Here is a 14,694-nt window from a genome sequence, read left to right as displayed (position 1 = left end):
CGGTGCACGGCCGCCCGGAGGCGGCCGCGGCACTGAGTCGCGAGGTCAACGGATCAGCCGCGCGAGGCGCCGAGGAAGTAGAGGCCGGTGGTGGCCGCGCCCTGGAAGTCCTTGAGCTTGGCCGGGTCGAAGGCGGTGATCATCTTGGCGTGCAGGACCGGGTAGAGCGGGACCTCCTCGGCGATCAGGTCGAGGGCCTGCTTCCACAGCCCGGTCTGTGCGGTGCCGGAGGTCTTCGCGGCGTCCTCGATGATCTGCGCGCACCGCTTCGCCTCGGGGGTGGTGGCCCAGCGGTGCCGGTTCTTCGTCCAGGTGTCGTTGAGGTAGAACCAGCGCAGCAGCAGGTCCACGTCCGGGCCGAAGACCGTGGGGTCGCCGCTGGCGGCGAGGACCCGGAAGCCGGCACCCGGCACGATGGTGCCGTAGACCGCCGATGACGGGTTGGTGTTGAGGGTGGCGGTCACGCCGATCGCCTTCCAGGCGTCGATCAGCACCGGGGCGCTGTCCTTGACGAACGCGGTGTCGGTGGTGACCAGCTCGAAGGAGAGGTTGGTGACGCCGGCGGCGGCGAGCAGGGACTTGGCCTTGTCCGGGTCGTAGCCGTATACGGTCGCGGCCTTCTGGTAGCCGGCGTTGCCCTCGTCGAGGTAGCTCGTCGCGGCGGTGGCGTGACCCTGCAACGCCGTGGTGATCAGCTTGTCGGTGTCGATGGCGTAGTGCAGCGCCTGCCGTACCCGCTTGTCGCTGAACGGCGCGGCGGTGCAGTTGAACATCAGGAACAGCTGGTTGAACGCCTGCTTCTCGTCCACCTTCTTGCCGCCGGACACGGCGCTGACGTCCAGGTACGGCACCGCCTCGATCGCCTGCGACGACCCGCCCTGCAGGTCGTTGAGCCGGGCCGTGTTGTCCGGTGTGGTCCGCAGCGTGACCTTCTCCACCTTGGCCGGCCGTGGCCCGTTGTAGTGCGGGTTGACGCCCATCACCACGCCGGCGGTGGCGTTGGCGCTCACCACGGTGAACGGGCCCGAGCCGATCGGCGCGGTGTCGAAGGCCTTGGCGGCCGCGGCATCCCCGGTCTTCGCCTTGGGCACGATCTTGATGACGGCGACGCGCTGCGGGAAGAGGCTGAACGGGCTGTTGAGCTTGAACTCCACCGTCCGCGGGTCCTTCGCGGTCACCGTGTCGAGGAAGGTGATGAAGCTGGCCATCAGCGACTTGCTGGCCGGATCCAGGGCCCGCTGGAACGACCACACCACGTCGTCGGCGGTGACCGGTGTGCCGTCGGAGAACTTCGCCCCGTCGCGGAGGGTGACGGTCCAGGTCAGACCGTCGCCGCCGGCGGACGGCAGCGCGCTCGCCAGCGCCGGGTACGGCTTACGGGTGATCGGGTCGAGGTCGACGAGAGCCTCGAAGACGTGCTGGTTCACCGTGGTGGCCACCGCGCTGGAGGCGTTCATCGGGTCGAAGCCGCTGGAGAGCGTGAAGGCCAGAGTCGCCTCGATGGTCTTGCCGCTCGCGCCGGAGGAGTCGCCACCCTCTCCGCACGCCCCCAGGCCGGCGGTGATCGTGGTGGCCGCGCCGAGGATGCCCGCGAAGCGCAGCAGGTTCCGGCGCGACAGACCGTTGTTATCCATCTTCTCCCCCAAGCCATCTGAAGTTCATAGGACGTCCTACGTCCGACGTAGTTCGTATGCGGTACCTTAGGAGCGTGCCTGCACACGGTCAAGAGCGCCCGGAGAGAAGCCGTCATGACAGAGCCGCAGCCCGTCCCCACCGGCCAGGATCAGCAACCTGGCCGCCGCCCGGTGGCACAACCCGCACATCGGGCACCCCGGAGGGACGAAACGATGCGGGGACCCCGGTGAGGCGGCGTACCGCGGCGGCCGCCGCCAACCCGCGGCGGCCGAGCCGGACCGACGAGGTGCAGCAGCAGATCAAGCACCTGATCCTGGAGCGCGGCCTCACCGCCGGCGATCCGATGCCCACCGAGCTGGAGCTGCTCGAGGAGATCAACGTCAGCCGCAACTCGCTGCGTGAGGCACTCAAGGCGCTGCAGGCGGTCGGCATCGTGGAGATCCGCCACGGTTTCGGCATGTACGTCGGCACCATGTCGCTGGTCTCGCTCGTCGACGAACTGACCTTCCACGGGCGGATGTCGCTCCAGGCCGGCCGCAACGACCTGCGCCACCTGGTGCAGATTCGCGAGGTCCTGGAGTCCGGGCTGATCCAGCAGGTCATCCGCGAGCGCGGCACCGGCGCGGCCGGCGACGAGCTGACCGGGGTGATGGAGCAGATGGAGGCGGAGGCCCGCGCCGGCGCCGTCAGCGCGGAGACCGACAAGCGCTTCCACGAGCTGCTGTACCAGCCTCTCGGCAACCCGCTGGTGATCCAGCTGCTGGCGGCCTTCTGGGACGTCTACCACGCACTGCACGCCGAGCTCGACGAGGCCGACGAGACGCCCGCCGAGATCGCCGCACGGCACCGGCGGGTCTACGACGCGGTGCGCGCCGGCGACGTCGAGGAGTCGATCGCCGCCCTGAACGAGCACTTCAGCGGCATCCGCCGGCGACTCAGCCGGCCGGAGGACGGCTGAGCCGGGGCTGCCGATCCAGGTTGCCGTCCACCGGCAAGAAGCCGGCCCTGTGTTCGCCGGTCATGGCCGGTGCGACCCCTCGATCAGGCGGCAATGATGGTTGACAGACCCGCACGGAAGGAGCCCACCATGCCCGCTCTCGCGGTTGACCTCGGCAGCGCCACGGTCGGCATGTGGGCGGCGCATCACGGTACGGTCAGCGGACCGTCCCACGACGCGCTCGCCTCCACCGGCCGCCCGGTACGCCGGGGCCGCGTCATCGACGTCGAGGCATGCGTCACGCTCCTGACACAGATGGCCCGCCGGTACGCGCAGCCGGTCCCCGCCTCGGACGTGGTCGTGGCCTGCCGGCCGGTGCTGACCTCCGAGTCGGAGCAGTCCCTGCTGCGTACCGTCCTCGAGGCCGCCTTCTCGCCCACCCGGCTGCTGTTCATCGACACCGTCCGTGCCGCCGCCATCGGCTCGGGCGCGACTGCCGGCGCCCTGCTGATCGCTGACATCGGCGCCGAACTCACCGAGACCGCACTACTGAGCCACGGCCGGGTCGTCGCCGCCCGGCGCGCCGAGCTCGGCACCCGCGACCTCGACCGGGGCGCCCCGGTGGAACTGCTCAGCGACGTCATCGTCCGTCACATCGAGGACCTGCACACCGAGCGCGCCGCCGCTGACCTGGCCGCGGCCAAGGCGCGAGGCCTGCTGCTGGTCGGTGACGGAGCCCTGCACCCCGCACTTTCATCGGCGTTGTCCCTGGCGTCGCGGCTACGGGTACACCGAGCCGCGGCACCGCGGACCGCCGCCCTGAACGGCGCCGGCCTGGCGGCCATGTCAGCACTGCGTCACCCGGCCCGTTCGTGAACCCTTGTCAGGAGGATGGCGATGAGCACGATCCTGCACGAACCCACTGATACCGCCGGTGCACATCTCGAACTGCTCCGCAGCATGCTCGAGGAGACCTTCGCCGTGCACACCGCCCGGCTGACCGAACTGACCGAGTACGGACGGCTGCCCGACCACGGCGGCTACGAACCCCACACCCTCGAACTGCTCACGATGTCCCACCGGCAACACGTCGCCGACGCCGCCCAGGCACTGCGCCGCATGGCCGAAGGCACCTACGGCATCTGCGAGGGGTGCCAGCACCGGATTCCGGTCGGCCGGCTGCACACCGCTCCGCACGCGACACTATGCGCACCGTGCCAGCCGCAACCCTTCTGAGGTCATCTGTGCGTTGTCCCGGTCTTCGTCGCTTTGTAGGGTGACGGTGCGGCTCCTGCCCGGCGGCGACGGGACGAGACAGGTGGAGTTCAGGATCCTCGGACCGCTCGAGGTCGCGGCCGGTGAGCGGCTGCTGGAGCTGGGCCGCCCGAAACAGCGCGCGGTCCTGGCGATCCTGCTGGTGCACGCGAACCGTACGGTGTCGCTGGAGCACCTGGTCGACGAACTGTGGGGCGAGGAACCGCCGGCGCAGGCGATGGCGTCGCTACAGGCGTACGTGTCGCACCTGCGCCGGCTGCTCGAACCGGAACGCGGGGCACGAACCCCGGCCCGGGTGCTGGTGAGCCAGGCGCCCGGCTACCGGATGCGGATCGGCGCCGACGACCTGGACGCCGCGCGGTTCGAGGCGCTCACGGCCGAGGGCCGGCGGCTGCTCGACGCCGGGCAGCCGGATCGGGGCGACGACACGCTCGGGCAGGCGCTCGCGCTGTGGCGGGGGCCGGTTCTCGCCGACTTCCCGGACGCCCCGTTCGCTCGGGCGGAACGAGCCCGGCTGGACGATCTGCGGCTGGGCGCCGCCGAGGACCGCATCGCCGCCGGCCTGGCGCTGGGCCGGCACGCCGGCATCGTCAGCGAGCTCGACCAGCTGATCGGCGCCAATCCGTACCGTGAGAGCCTGCACGGCCTGCGGATGCTCGCGCTCTACCGCGCCGGGCGCCAGGCCGAGGCGCTGGAGGCGTACCAGCGGATTCACCGCGTGCTGCGCGAGGACCTCGGGGTCGAGCCGAATCCGCGACTGGACCGGTTGCACCGGCAAATCCTCGAGCACGCGCCGGAGCTCGACCTGGCGCCGGCCATCCGCAGCGGGCCGGCGGACGCCGGCCCCCGGGACGCACCCGAGCCGGCGGACGCGCTGATCGGCCGCGCGGAGCCTCTGAAGGCACTGCGCGGCGCGCTTGCCGCCGCCGTGGACGGGCACGGCCGGCTGGTGCTCCTCACCGGCGAGCCGGGCGTCGGCAAGACCAGGCTCGCCGAGGAGCTCGGCCGGCACGCGTCTGTCACGGTCGCCTGGGGTGGTTGCGGAGAGGAGCCCGGCGCACCGCCGTTCTGGCCGTGGACGCAGGTGTTACAGCGGTTGCTCGCCGAGCTTCCCGCCGAGCTCCGGCCGGCGATGCTGGCCCCCTACCTGCCGGAACTCGGTTCGCTGCTGCCGGAACTGGCCGGGCCGCCGCCAGCGGCGCCACCGGTCGTGGACGTCGAGGTGGTGCGGTTCCGGGTCTGCCGGGCCGTGGCGACGCTGCTGTGCCGGCTCGCCGCCGAGCGGCCGCTGCTCGTGGTGATCGACGACCTGCAGTGGGCGGACGCCGGCTCCCTGCGGCTGTTGCCGGTGCTGGCCCGGGAGCTCGGCAGCGCCCGGATCCTCGTCGTCGGCACCTACCGCGAACCGGACGAGACGACGCTCGCCGCCACCCTGGCCGCCCTGGCACGCCTGCCGGCGGTGGACCGCGTCCCGCTGCGCGGTCTGACCGAGGACGACGTGCGGCAACTGATGGCCGCCCGGCTCGGCACGAAGCCCACCGAGCGGCTGGTGAACGTGGTGCACGACCGCAGCGCCGGTAACCCGTTCTTCGTCCTGGAGCTGCTGCGCCTGCTCGGCAGCGAACGGCGGCTGGCCGCGGCCGAGCAGGCCGCTGCCAGCGAGGTGCCGGCGGGCGTACGCGATGTGCTGCGCCGCCGCCTGGCCGGCCTGCCGGAACAGACCCAGGCGATCCTGCTGGTCGCCGCGGTCGCCGGCCGCGAGTTCGACCTCGACGTGCTGCGCGAGGTCTCCGGCCTGGCCGACGAGACCGTGCTCGACGCGGTCGAGGCCGCGCTGCTGTCCGGGCTGGTGAACGAGGAGGCGGCGGTGGGCCGGTTCCGGTTCGCGCACGCTCTGGTGCGCGAGACCATCTACCAGGAGCTGAGCCGGGTACGCCGGGCGCGGCTGCACGCCCGGGTGGCCGAGGCACTCGACGATCGTGGCGGTGTGCACTGGTGGCTGGCCGCGCCGGTCGTCGGCACCCGTACCGCCCTGCCGCACCTGCTGACCGCCGCCGACCAGGCGCTGGCGACGCTGGCGCACGAGGAGGCCGAACAGCACCTGACGCACGCGCTGGACCTGCTCGCCGCCGAACCGCAGTCGCCCGAACGCACCCGCTCGGAACTCGACGTACAGATGCGGCTCGGCACGTTGTCCGCCCAGCTGCACGGCGCCCAGTCGGCGTCCGGTCGCGCCGCCGTCACCCGCGCCCGCGAACTGGCCGAACAGCTGGGTGACGGCCCGGCCACCATCGCGGCCTACCGCAGCCTCTACGAAGTGGCGGTCGCCCGCGCCGAGCACACACACGCGCGGGAGCTGGCGGAGCGGATGCTCGAAGTCAGCCGGGGTACGGACAACGCGCAGGCGCACCTCGCGATGGGACGCACCCTGTGGTGCCTGGGTGAGCCGGGTGCGGCGCGCGAGCACCTGGAGCACAGCCTCGACCTGGCCCGGGACACGCCGGACGGGCCGCACGAGCTCCTGCCCGTGGAGATCACGGCGCGGCTGCAACTGGCGCCGGTTCTGGACCTGCTCGGGCATGAGGACGAGGCTGCCGCCCTGGTGGATGTCGCGATCGCGGGTACCCGTACCCATGCTCCTCTTGTCCGTGCGGGTGTGCTGACCAGTGCCGCGCTGATCAGTGCGCTACGCCGCGACGTGGCCGCGGCCGGCGCGCACGCGCGCCAGGCCCTCGACCTGGCCGGGCCGCTGCCGGCCTGGTTCAGCTACGCCGCAGCGGTACGGTCGTGGACGCTGGCCATGGAGGGTGATCCGGTCGCCGGCGCCACGACCCTGCGGGAGAACCTCGACGAGATCCGGTCACGCGGCGCCCGGCACCTGGTGGCCTGGGTGCTCGGCATGCTGGCCGAGGCCGAGTCGATGTCCGGGCACGCCGAGGAGGCGTTGCGGCTGCTGGCCGAGGCGCAGATTCTGGTGGCGCGGAGCGGGGAGCGCATGCACGAGGCGGAACTGCACCGGCTGCACGGCCGGGCGCTTCTGGCGACGGCGCCTCCGCGTACCGCCGACGCCCGTACCGCCCTGCGGCTCTCGCTGGATGTCGCCCGGCGGCAGGGCGCCGAGCTGATCGCCCGCCGGGCCGCCGCGGATCTGGAAGCGCTCGTCTGAATCGGCCTCGCGCATCTCAGACCTCGCGCGCTACCCACTTGATCGAGTCGAGGCCGGGCAACCCCGGATCCGAGGCCGTGTCGAAGCCCGCCCGGCGCAGCAGGCCCTCCGCGGCGGCGTCGCCGCCGGCGAACCCGGCCACCATCGACTCCGCGCCGCGGGCGCGGCACGTGTCGGCCAGCTCGCGCACCAGGCGGGCCCACATCGCCGGGCAGTGCTCCCCCGGTCGCGCCGCCAGCGCGCGGACCTCGAGGATCCGCGCCGACATCCGCATCGTGGCGGCGGCGGCCGTCAGGGCGGCTCCGTCGGCCGCGGTGAGGTTCCACAGCCCGGACCACCGCTCGTCGCCGGCCAGCCGTGGGGAGCGGTAGACACAGCCGCCCGCGACGAGCAGCTCGCCTGCCTGTGACCGCTCGGCCGGCTCGCCGAGCCGGCGAAACACGATCTCCGACAGCACGGCGTCATCCTCGCGGCCGCCGCTTGGCGGCCACTTGACGCGTACGCCAAGCCGCCGTCAAGACGGGTCCCGCACGCTCGTGGCATACCCGTCGAATCGCTGCCAGGAGGTCCGCGATGAGTACTCCAGCCGTCAAGGTCACCAGCGAACAGCGTGTCGCCAAAGTCTTCGGTCTCACCGGCGACAACTGGACCCGCCACGCCAATCCGGTAAGCGTCGCCACCCGCTTCGCCGTCCTGCCGCTGCTCGCGCTGTCCATCTGGAGCCGCGACTGGATCGGCTGGTGGTCCCTCGTACCGATCGTGTTGTCGCTGGTCTTCATGATGATCAACCCGCTGCTGTTCGCCAAGCCGCGATCCACCCGCAACTGGGCGTCGAGAGGCGTCTTCGGCGAACGCGTCTGGTCCGAGCGGCTCCGGGTTCCGGTGCCGGAGCAGTTCAACGCCCGCGTCCTCAACGTGACCTACGCGATCCAGCTCATCGGCGCGGCGGCACTCACCTACGGGCTGGTCCGCTACGACCTCATCGTCACCCTCACCGGCCTGGTGATCCTGCAGACCGCCAAAGCCTGGTACATCGATCGCCAGGTGCTGCTATTCGAGGACATGAAGGCCCGCCACCCCGAGTACGCGAAGTGGGAGTACTGACATGCGGCTGGCGTTCCTGCTGGGAACTCCCCTGGCGTGGGCGGTGCTGCTGCTGTTCCATCCGGCTCACGACGCCGGCGACATCTACGGCAGCCTTCGCGACCAGGCGGATCGCTGGCTGATCGTCCACCTCGGCACGCTGCTGTTCATCGGCTTGCTCGGAGCCGCCGTCTACCTGCTCCTCGACGGCCTGCGCGGGACGGCGGCGACGGTCAGCCGGGTGGCGGCCGGCGTGTTCGTCCTGTTCTACGGCGCCGGCGAAGCGATCCAGGGCATCGCCGTCGGAGTGCTCGTCCGGCACACCAACGACGCTCCGCCCGGCGAGCGGGTTGCGGCCGCTCGCGCGATCCAGGCACTGTGGGATGACCCGATATCCGACGACCTCGCCGTGACCATCGGAGCGATCGGCTGGGCGGTGGCCGTCCTGGCCGCCGCGGACGCCGTCCGCCGAGCCGGCGCCCCACTGTCGGCGACGGTGCTGCTCGCGCTCTCCTCGATCGTGCTGATGCACGCGCCACCGATCGGCCCGGCCGGCCTGCTCTGCTTCATGGCGGCGGTCGTGGTGCTGGCCCGGCACCGTCGTGACTCGTTCGAGGAAGGAGGGGTGGACCATGACATCAGCCCTGCCACCGCCGACGGGCCCGTTCGCCGTGGGCCGGACCGTTCGTGAGTGGACCGACCGATCCCGCACCGACCCGTACGCGCCGGATCCGGCCGAACCCCGGTCGCTGGTGATCTGGATCTGGTATCCGGCCCAGCCGTCGTCCGGCCCGCCCGCCGGCTACCTGCCCGGCGCCTGGCAGGCCGCCGCCGAGATGCTCGGTATCCTGGCGGCCGGGCTGACGGCGCACAGCGTCGACGGCGCGCCGCTGGCCGCCGGCCAGGCCGGCTACCCGGTCGTGCTGCTGTCGCCGAGCGGGTTCCCGCCGCTGCTGCTGTCCGGCATCGCCGAGGAACTGGCCAGCCAGGGTTTCGTCGTGGCGGGCATCAACCACACCTACGAGACGGCGGTGACGGTCTTCCCGGACGGCCGGACCGTGCCGGTGAACCCGGCCGCGATCGCCGGCGCGCTCGGACCGCAGACCGGCACGCACCCCGCGGTGTTCCAGCAGCGCGCCGACGTGTGCCGGTTCAAGGCCGCGGACCTGGCGTTCGTCGCCGATCGGCTCGCCGAACTCGATGCTGATGACATGTTCGCGGGCCGTCTCGACTTGAGCAGGTTGACGGCGGTCGGTCACTCGTTCGGTGGTGCGGCAGCGTTGCACTGGTGCCGTGAGGATCCGCGCTGCATCGCCGCGGTCAACCTGGATGGCGCGGTGTGGACCGAGGTCGGCCGGGAAGGCGTGCCCCGGCCGGTGCTGCAGGTGCTGGCGCAGCATGCCGAGTTCGAACTGGAACCCGATGACGCCGTTGCGGCCGGCATGGCACCCGACGCGGAGTGGTATGCCGCTGAGAAGGCCATCACCCTGGACGGCTGGACGACCGTCGACCGGGCCGGGAAGCCGGCGCACACCGTTGCGATCAGCGGTGCCAGTCATTTGAGCTTTATGGATGTGCCGTTCCTGCCAGTGGGGTCGGATTCGCTGGTGGTGCCCATGCTCGCCCGGACCACGATCGAGCCGGGGCGCATGCTGTCGGTCACTACGGCGCTGGTGGTCGCGTTCCTCTCTGGGGCGGACATGGCGGCCGTCCTGGGGTCGGAGGAGATCGGGAGGGTGACGACGGCGTTCCCGCCCTGATGCGGTGAGGGTGGCTCGTCTTGCCGGCAGGGTCACGCTGCGACGGGCACCGGCTCTACGCAGCCTTCGTGGTCGAGGTCCAGGGTGATCTTGTTCGGCCCACACTCAATGCTGTCTCAACGGCTTCAAGACAACACTCACGTTGGGCCGAGAAAATCCGGCCGGCGGACCCCGACCGCGAAGGCTCACTGGTCGTGGCCGGTGTGCCGTCGCCAGAAGTCGTCCGGCTCGTGGGTGGGACACCCTGGTTTGAAACGCCCCGAATGTTGGGGCCTGCCCACCGTGGACGCGATGCGGGAGCGTGCCCTCGTCGGATTTCTGGCAGCTCAGAGCACGGGGACATGGTGGACTGGGTGCCGACACTCGATTCGGCCGCACGCTGTGGGGGCGACATGTCCGAGCCTGTGCAGATCTTCTGGGCGCCAGCGGGCGCGAGCATGCCGCCGTTGGGTGATCAGCCGCTGGTCGACGTGACCGACGGCGACACACCGAACCTTCGCATGCCGGTCCGGATGCTGTCGGTGGACACCCCGGAGGTGACCGCCCACAACACCCAACGCGCCGCCGAGATCGATGACGAGTTCACGCAGCTCGCGGAGTGGATCCGCAAAGGCCAGGCGCCCATCGACACCGGGCTGGCCGAGTTCCTGCTGCCGAAACTGGACACCGGCCGGGCGGGCACCCTGCAGTTTCAGCAGGGCCAGGCGGCGTCCGCCTTCGCCAAGCAGAACATCACCAAACGCCTTGCCCGGCCCAACGGGCCGCCACGCACCATCTTCATCCGCGTGGCGGACAGCCCGTTCGACGGCAACAACCGGCTGCTCGCCTACGTCGCCCCGAACTACACCGAGAAGGAACGCCGAGAGATTCCCAAACACCTGCGGCCAACCTTCAACCTCGACCTGATCGCCTCCGGCTGGGCGGCGCCGTTCGTCATCTACCCGTCCGTCCCCAGCGCCGACGACCTGGCCCTGATGATTCAGGCCGCGGCCACCGCCCGCACCACCGGGCTCGGCATCTGGGCCGAGCCGGACGCCCTGCTCGCCTACGAGTACCGCGCCATGGAGGATCTCTTCCGGATCACCCGCACGAAGGTGCGCGACGAACCGCTGAAGGTCCACGAACGGTCCTGGCGCGAGCGGTACTGCGCGGACATGCGCAACCGGGTCCTGCACGGCCCGGAGGACTATTTCGGCATCGACCCGGAGTATCGGTTGTGGCTGTGGCCGCAGGATCTGCGCGATGCCGTCGGGCGGCTCAATCTGACTCCGTCACCCCGTTTGGTCGCCGCCGGATAGGTAGGGCGGCGGCTTGCCCCGCAGGCGTTTCATCCACCTCGGTTGGTCGCCGCTGGATAGGTGGGGCGGCGGCTTGCCCCGCAGGCGTTTCGCCCACCCCGGTTGGTCGCCGCCGGAAAGCCGCGGCGGCGGTTCGCTCCGCCGGCGGTTCACCCACCCCCGGTTGGTCGCCGCCGTTTAGCCGCGGCGGCGGCTTGCCCCACCGGCGGTTCGCCCACCCCGGTTGGTCGCCGCTGTTTAGCGGCGGCGGCTTGCTCCGCCGGTGGTTCGGCAGGTTGCCCGCGCCGCGGCGTGCACGTCCCGTACAGGCGCGCTGCAAGAACCGCAATGCATCCGACGGTGGCGATGGCGAGCAACAGCGTGAAGGCCGGGAACAGGTAGAGAGTCTGCCTCCAGGCGATGTCCTGGCCGCGGTACAGAAAACTGACCACTCGGTCCAGCGTCACCAGCAGGGTCAGCGGTAGTAGGTACGGCAGCAGGCGGGCCACGGTGGCCGGCCGGCCGAGCCGGTGGTAAGAGGCCCAGCAACGCGCGCGCCGGATCCCGCGGACGACCACCCCGGCGACGCCGACGGTCAGCAGCAGGAGCACGACGTCGATCCCGATGAGCGCCGCGGTGCCCTCCGGCGCGGGTCCGGGGCGACCCTCGATCAGGTCGATCAGGCGCGCGCCGAGGGCGGAGGCGTCGCCGTACTGGCTGCCGGCGTTGGCCATGACGGCGATGCCGTAGCCCTGCGCCGGTAGCACAGCCTGGTACGCGGTGGCGGTGATCAACCCGCCGGTGTGCTCGACGAGCGGTGCCCCGGCTGGCGTCTCACCGATGTCCCAGCCCAAACCGTAGGTCCCGTGTGCCCCGGGCCGGTGCGTCGCGGCGATGCCGGCCGGCGAGAGGATCGGTGTGTCACCGGTGGTCTGAGCGATCAGCCAAGCGGCCATGTCGCGTGCGGTGCTCAGCACGCCACCCGACCCGTTGCCGAAGTCCGGCGGCTCGGGCACGGCGACCGGCATCCCGGCGATCATCCGGTGACCGCGAACGGCGGCCGGCGCCTCGGCGGGCGTGCCGATGGTGCGGCTGTCGGTCATCCCGAGCGGTCCAAAGACGTGATGCCGCAGGTAGTCGTCGAAGCTCCGACCGTCGACCACCTCGACGAGCCGGGCGGCCACCTGATAGTTCGGGTTGTGGTACTCGTACCGGGTGCCTGGGTCGGCGGCCAGCCTGGCCGAACGCATCGCCGCGACCGTTTCGCGCAACGTGCCCGGAACGGGCCGGCTGCGCGCGCGGTTGGTGGTGTCGGACAGGCCGGAGGTCTGCTCGAGCAGCTGACGCACGGTGATCGCGCTGGCCCGCTCGTCGGCCAGTGTGAACTCCGGCAGATGGTCGCGGACCGGCGCGTCCAACCGGACCTGGCCGGCCTCGACCAGCTGCATCACGGCGAGCGCGGTGATCGACTTGCTCAGCGAGGCGATCGGCGTGACGGTGCGGTCGGTGAGGGCCATCCCGTCCGCGGTGCGCCCGAACCCGGCCGTGCGCACCACGTCGCGGCCCCGGGTGACGGCCACCGCCACCCCCGGTATCCGGGTCGCCTGCCGGTAGTCACGCACGACGGCGTCGATCGCGGCGGCGTCCACCGCGGCCACGGCGCGGGCCGGGATGACCGGAACAGCGGACAGAACAGCGAGGATCACGTTGGTCAGCACGGTCTGAGCATCGGGCGCGGGCTCGGTGTACCGCATCGGACCGTGGGCCGAGGCGGTGCGGCTGCGGCATGACTACGGTGAGGTCGTGGTGTTCGGGCGGTGGGCTCTGATCGCGGCAGACGTACCGGTCGCCGCGGCGATCATGGCCGCGGTGGTGTTGATGCGACCGGTGTCGGGCTGGTGGGTGTGGCTGCTGGCCGCACTGCTCGGGCTGCCTCTGGCGGCCCGCAGGCGCTGGCCGGTGCCCGTGCTCGCGGTGGCGCTGGCGGCCACTGCGGCGACCGTGTTGGTGGGCGTCGGCGCCGACGTGTCGGTTTATGCGGTGGCGGTCGCGCTGTACCCGGTCGTGCTGACGTCGGCACGCAACTGGCCCCTGGGCGTGGCCCTCGCCGCCGTCCTGGTTCCCGGGCTCGCCGACGCGCTAACCACAGGCCTCCCCCTGGTCCCGGCCCGCGATCATGTCGAATCGTTCAGCACCTCCCCGGTGACCGTGGCCGCCTACAGCACCGCCGTGATCGCCGGGACGTGGGCGCTGGCCTGGACAGTCCGGACCCGCCGCGGGCACGCCGCCCAGGTCGCCGAGCTGCGCACCGCCCGGGCGGTGGCCGAGGAACGGCTACGCATCGCGCGCGACGTCCACGACGTCGTCGGGCACAACCTGAGCCTGATCGCGATGAAGGCGGCGGTCGCCAACCACCTGGAGGCCGATCGGGAGGCGGCATTGCAGACGATCGAGCAGGTCAGCCGGTCCGCGCTGGACGACGTCCGTGCTGTGCTCGGCGGCCTGCGAGAAAGCGGCGACCCGGCCGGCACCGTCGACGTGGACCGGTTGGTGGAGCAGACCAGGGCGGCCGGGATCGCCGTCACTGTCGACAACGCGGACCTGTCGGGCGTGCCCGCCGGTATGCGGGTGGTGGTGCACCGGATCCTCCAGGAGGCGCTGACGAACGTTCGGCGCCACGCGCGCGCCACCCACTGCCGGATCACCGTGGCCGTAACGTCAGGAGCCCTCACCCTCACCGTGGCGGACGACGGCCCGGCCTCGGCCGGCCACCCACCCGGGCACGGCCTGCTGGGCATGCGGGAACGGGTGGCTCTGCACGGCGGCGATCTGACCGCCGGGCCCGAACCGGACGGCGGCTTCGCGGTACGCGTGGCGCTGCCGCTGCCGGCATGACCGGCCGGCCCGTCCGGGTCCTGCTCGCGGACGATGAGCCCCTGTTCCGGGGCACGGTCCGCGACCTCATCAGCGCCACTGCCGGTTTCGCCGTGGTCGCTGAGGCCGGCACCGGCCGTGAGGCGGTCACCCTCGCCGCGGCGCATCGACCGGACGTGGTGCTGATGGACGTGCGCATGCCCGATCTGGACGGCATCGCCGCCACCGAGCGGATCACCGCGGCCGACCCCGCGCCGCACGTGCTCGTGCTGACCACCTTCGACCTGGACGATCACGTCTACCGTGCGCTGCGCGCCGGGGCCGGCGGCTTCGTCCTCAAGGACATCACACCGCCCCGGTTGCTCGACGCGATCCGCACGATTGCCGCCGGCGAGGCGCTGCTCGCCCCGAGCGTGACCCGCCGGCTGATCACCGCGTCGCTGCGCCGGACCGCGCCGGGCCGCACGCTGGACGGCGTCACCCCACGCGAGCGGGAGGTGCTCACCCTGATCACTCGCGGCCGGTCCAATGCCGAGATCGAGACGACCCTGCACATCAGTCGCGGCACCCTGAAGACCCACATCGGGAGCCTGCTGACCAAACTGGCGGCTCGTGACCGGGCGCAACTGGTGATCGCCGGGTACGAGGCGGGCTTGGACGGTCAGGACCGCTGAGCCGCGTCAGCTC

At 71.7% G+C, this 14,694-nt stretch carries 13 protein-coding genes; 10 read left to right on the top strand and 3 right to left on the bottom strand.

The features are described from left to right. Nucleotides 1-53: 53 nt before the first annotated feature. Entirely contained in the window at nucleotides 54-1,634 is a 1,581-nt protein-coding gene (locus tag I4J89_RS25340) for an ABC transporter substrate-binding protein (RefSeq protein ID WP_196416556.1), read from the bottom strand. Between the two features lie 227 nt (nucleotides 1,635-1,861). On the opposite strand from I4J89_RS25340, the gene I4J89_RS25335 reads away from it, so the two are divergent. From I4J89_RS25335 to I4J89_RS25320, 4 genes are all read left to right on the top strand, one after another. Continuing rightward, on the top strand, nucleotides 1,862-2,593 hold the full coding sequence (locus I4J89_RS25335) for a FadR/GntR family transcriptional regulator (RefSeq protein WP_309238477.1): 732 nt from the start codon (nucleotides 1,862-1,864) through the stop codon (nucleotides 2,591-2,593). Between the two features lie 129 nt (nucleotides 2,594-2,722). Beyond that, complete coding sequence (locus I4J89_RS25330) at nucleotides 2,723-3,448, top strand: rod shape-determining protein (RefSeq protein ID WP_196416554.1); 726 nt, start codon at nucleotides 2,723-2,725, stop codon at nucleotides 3,446-3,448. A 21-nt stretch (nucleotides 3,449-3,469) separates the two neighbouring features. After that, entirely contained in the window at nucleotides 3,470-3,808 is a 339-nt protein-coding gene (locus I4J89_RS25325) for a TraR/DksA family transcriptional regulator (RefSeq protein WP_196416553.1), read from the top strand. A 40-nt stretch (nucleotides 3,809-3,848) separates the two neighbouring features. Beyond that, nucleotides 3,849-7,013, top strand: a complete 3,165-nt coding sequence (locus tag I4J89_RS25320; protein ID WP_196416552.1) for an ATP-binding protein — start codon at nucleotides 3,849-3,851, stop codon at nucleotides 7,011-7,013. A gap of 16 nt (nucleotides 7,014-7,029) precedes the next feature. Here I4J89_RS25320 and I4J89_RS25315 read toward each other — a convergent pair whose 3' ends face one another. Next, a complete protein-coding gene (locus tag I4J89_RS25315; RefSeq protein WP_196416551.1) occupies nucleotides 7,030-7,470 on the bottom strand; it encodes a hypothetical protein in 441 nt (146 codons plus the stop codon). A gap of 116 nt (nucleotides 7,471-7,586) precedes the next feature. Between I4J89_RS25315 and I4J89_RS25310 the strand changes: the two genes are divergently transcribed. The 4 genes from I4J89_RS25310 to I4J89_RS25295 all read left to right on the top strand — a co-directional run bounded on the left by I4J89_RS25310 (nucleotide 7,587) and on the right by I4J89_RS25295 (nucleotide 11,154). After that, nucleotides 7,587-8,117 carry a DUF6653 family protein gene (locus I4J89_RS25310; RefSeq protein WP_196416550.1) on the top strand — a complete coding sequence of 177 codons (531 nt, stop codon included), beginning with the start codon at nucleotides 7,587-7,589 and terminating at the stop codon, nucleotides 8,115-8,117. A 1-nt stretch (nucleotide 8,118) separates the two neighbouring features. Continuing rightward, nucleotides 8,119-8,787 (top strand): hypothetical protein, encoded by a 669-nt coding sequence (locus I4J89_RS25305; RefSeq protein WP_196416549.1) that lies wholly within the window; start codon nucleotides 8,119-8,121, stop codon nucleotides 8,785-8,787. After that, a complete protein-coding gene (locus tag I4J89_RS25300; protein WP_196416548.1) occupies nucleotides 8,729-9,856 on the top strand; it encodes an alpha/beta hydrolase family protein in 1,128 nt (375 codons plus the stop codon). Before I4J89_RS25305 ends, I4J89_RS25300 begins: the two co-directional genes overlap by 59 nt. A 392-nt stretch (nucleotides 9,857-10,248) precedes the next feature. Then, nucleotides 10,249-11,154, top strand: coding sequence for a thermonuclease family protein (locus tag I4J89_RS25295; RefSeq protein ID WP_196416547.1), 906 nt, complete (start codon nucleotides 10,249-10,251; stop codon nucleotides 11,152-11,154). 149 nt (nucleotides 11,155-11,303) lie between these two features. Here the strand turns inward: I4J89_RS25295 and I4J89_RS25290 are convergent, their stop codons facing one another. Then, the gene (locus tag I4J89_RS25290; RefSeq protein WP_309238476.1) at nucleotides 11,304-12,851 is read right to left on the bottom strand and encodes a serine hydrolase domain-containing protein; all 1,548 of its coding nucleotides are present in this window, start codon (nucleotides 12,849-12,851) and stop codon (nucleotides 11,304-11,306) included. Between the two features lie 25 nt (nucleotides 12,852-12,876). Here I4J89_RS25290 and I4J89_RS25285 point away from each other — a divergent pair, with 25 nt between their 5' ends. Next, nucleotides 12,877-14,028 carry a sensor histidine kinase gene (locus I4J89_RS25285; protein ID WP_196416546.1) on the top strand — a complete coding sequence of 384 codons (1,152 nt, stop codon included), beginning with the start codon at nucleotides 12,877-12,879 and terminating at the stop codon, nucleotides 14,026-14,028. After that, nucleotides 14,025-14,681 carry a response regulator gene (locus I4J89_RS25280; protein WP_196416545.1) on the top strand — a complete coding sequence of 219 codons (657 nt, stop codon included), beginning with the start codon at nucleotides 14,025-14,027 and terminating at the stop codon, nucleotides 14,679-14,681. Before I4J89_RS25285 ends, I4J89_RS25280 begins: the two co-directional genes overlap by 4 nt. Nucleotides 14,682-14,694: the final 13 nt, after the last annotated feature.

It is taken from the genome of Actinoplanes aureus, assembly GCF_015704865.1.
Taxonomy (GTDB): Bacteria; Actinomycetota; Actinomycetes; order Mycobacteriales; family Micromonosporaceae; genus Actinoplanes; species Actinoplanes aureus.
Note: the sequence above shows the minus strand (reverse complement) of the source record. Positions and strands in the feature narration are given on the sequence as shown.

Coding starts and splice junctions, on each gene's coding strand:
- I4J89_RS25340 (WP_196416556.1), bottom strand. CDS start 1,634: ATGGATAACAACGGTCTGTCGCGCCGGAACCTGCTGCGCTTCGCGGGC.
- I4J89_RS25330 (WP_196416554.1), top strand. CDS start 2,723: ATGCCCGCTCTCGCGGTTGACCTCGGCAGCGCCACGGTCGGCATGTGG.
- I4J89_RS25325 (WP_196416553.1), top strand. CDS start 3,470: ATGAGCACGATCCTGCACGAACCCACTGATACCGCCGGTGCACATCTC.
- I4J89_RS25310 (WP_196416550.1), top strand. CDS start 7,587: ATGAGTACTCCAGCCGTCAAGGTCACCAGCGAACAGCGTGTCGCCAAA.
- I4J89_RS25305 (WP_196416549.1), top strand. CDS start 8,119: ATGCGGCTGGCGTTCCTGCTGGGAACTCCCCTGGCGTGGGCGGTGCTG.
- I4J89_RS25300 (WP_196416548.1), top strand. CDS start 8,729: ATGACATCAGCCCTGCCACCGCCGACGGGCCCGTTCGCCGTGGGCCGG.
- I4J89_RS25295 (WP_196416547.1), top strand. CDS start 10,249: ATGTCCGAGCCTGTGCAGATCTTCTGGGCGCCAGCGGGCGCGAGCATG.
- I4J89_RS25280 (WP_196416545.1), top strand. CDS start 14,025: ATGACCGGCCGGCCCGTCCGGGTCCTGCTCGCGGACGATGAGCCCCTG.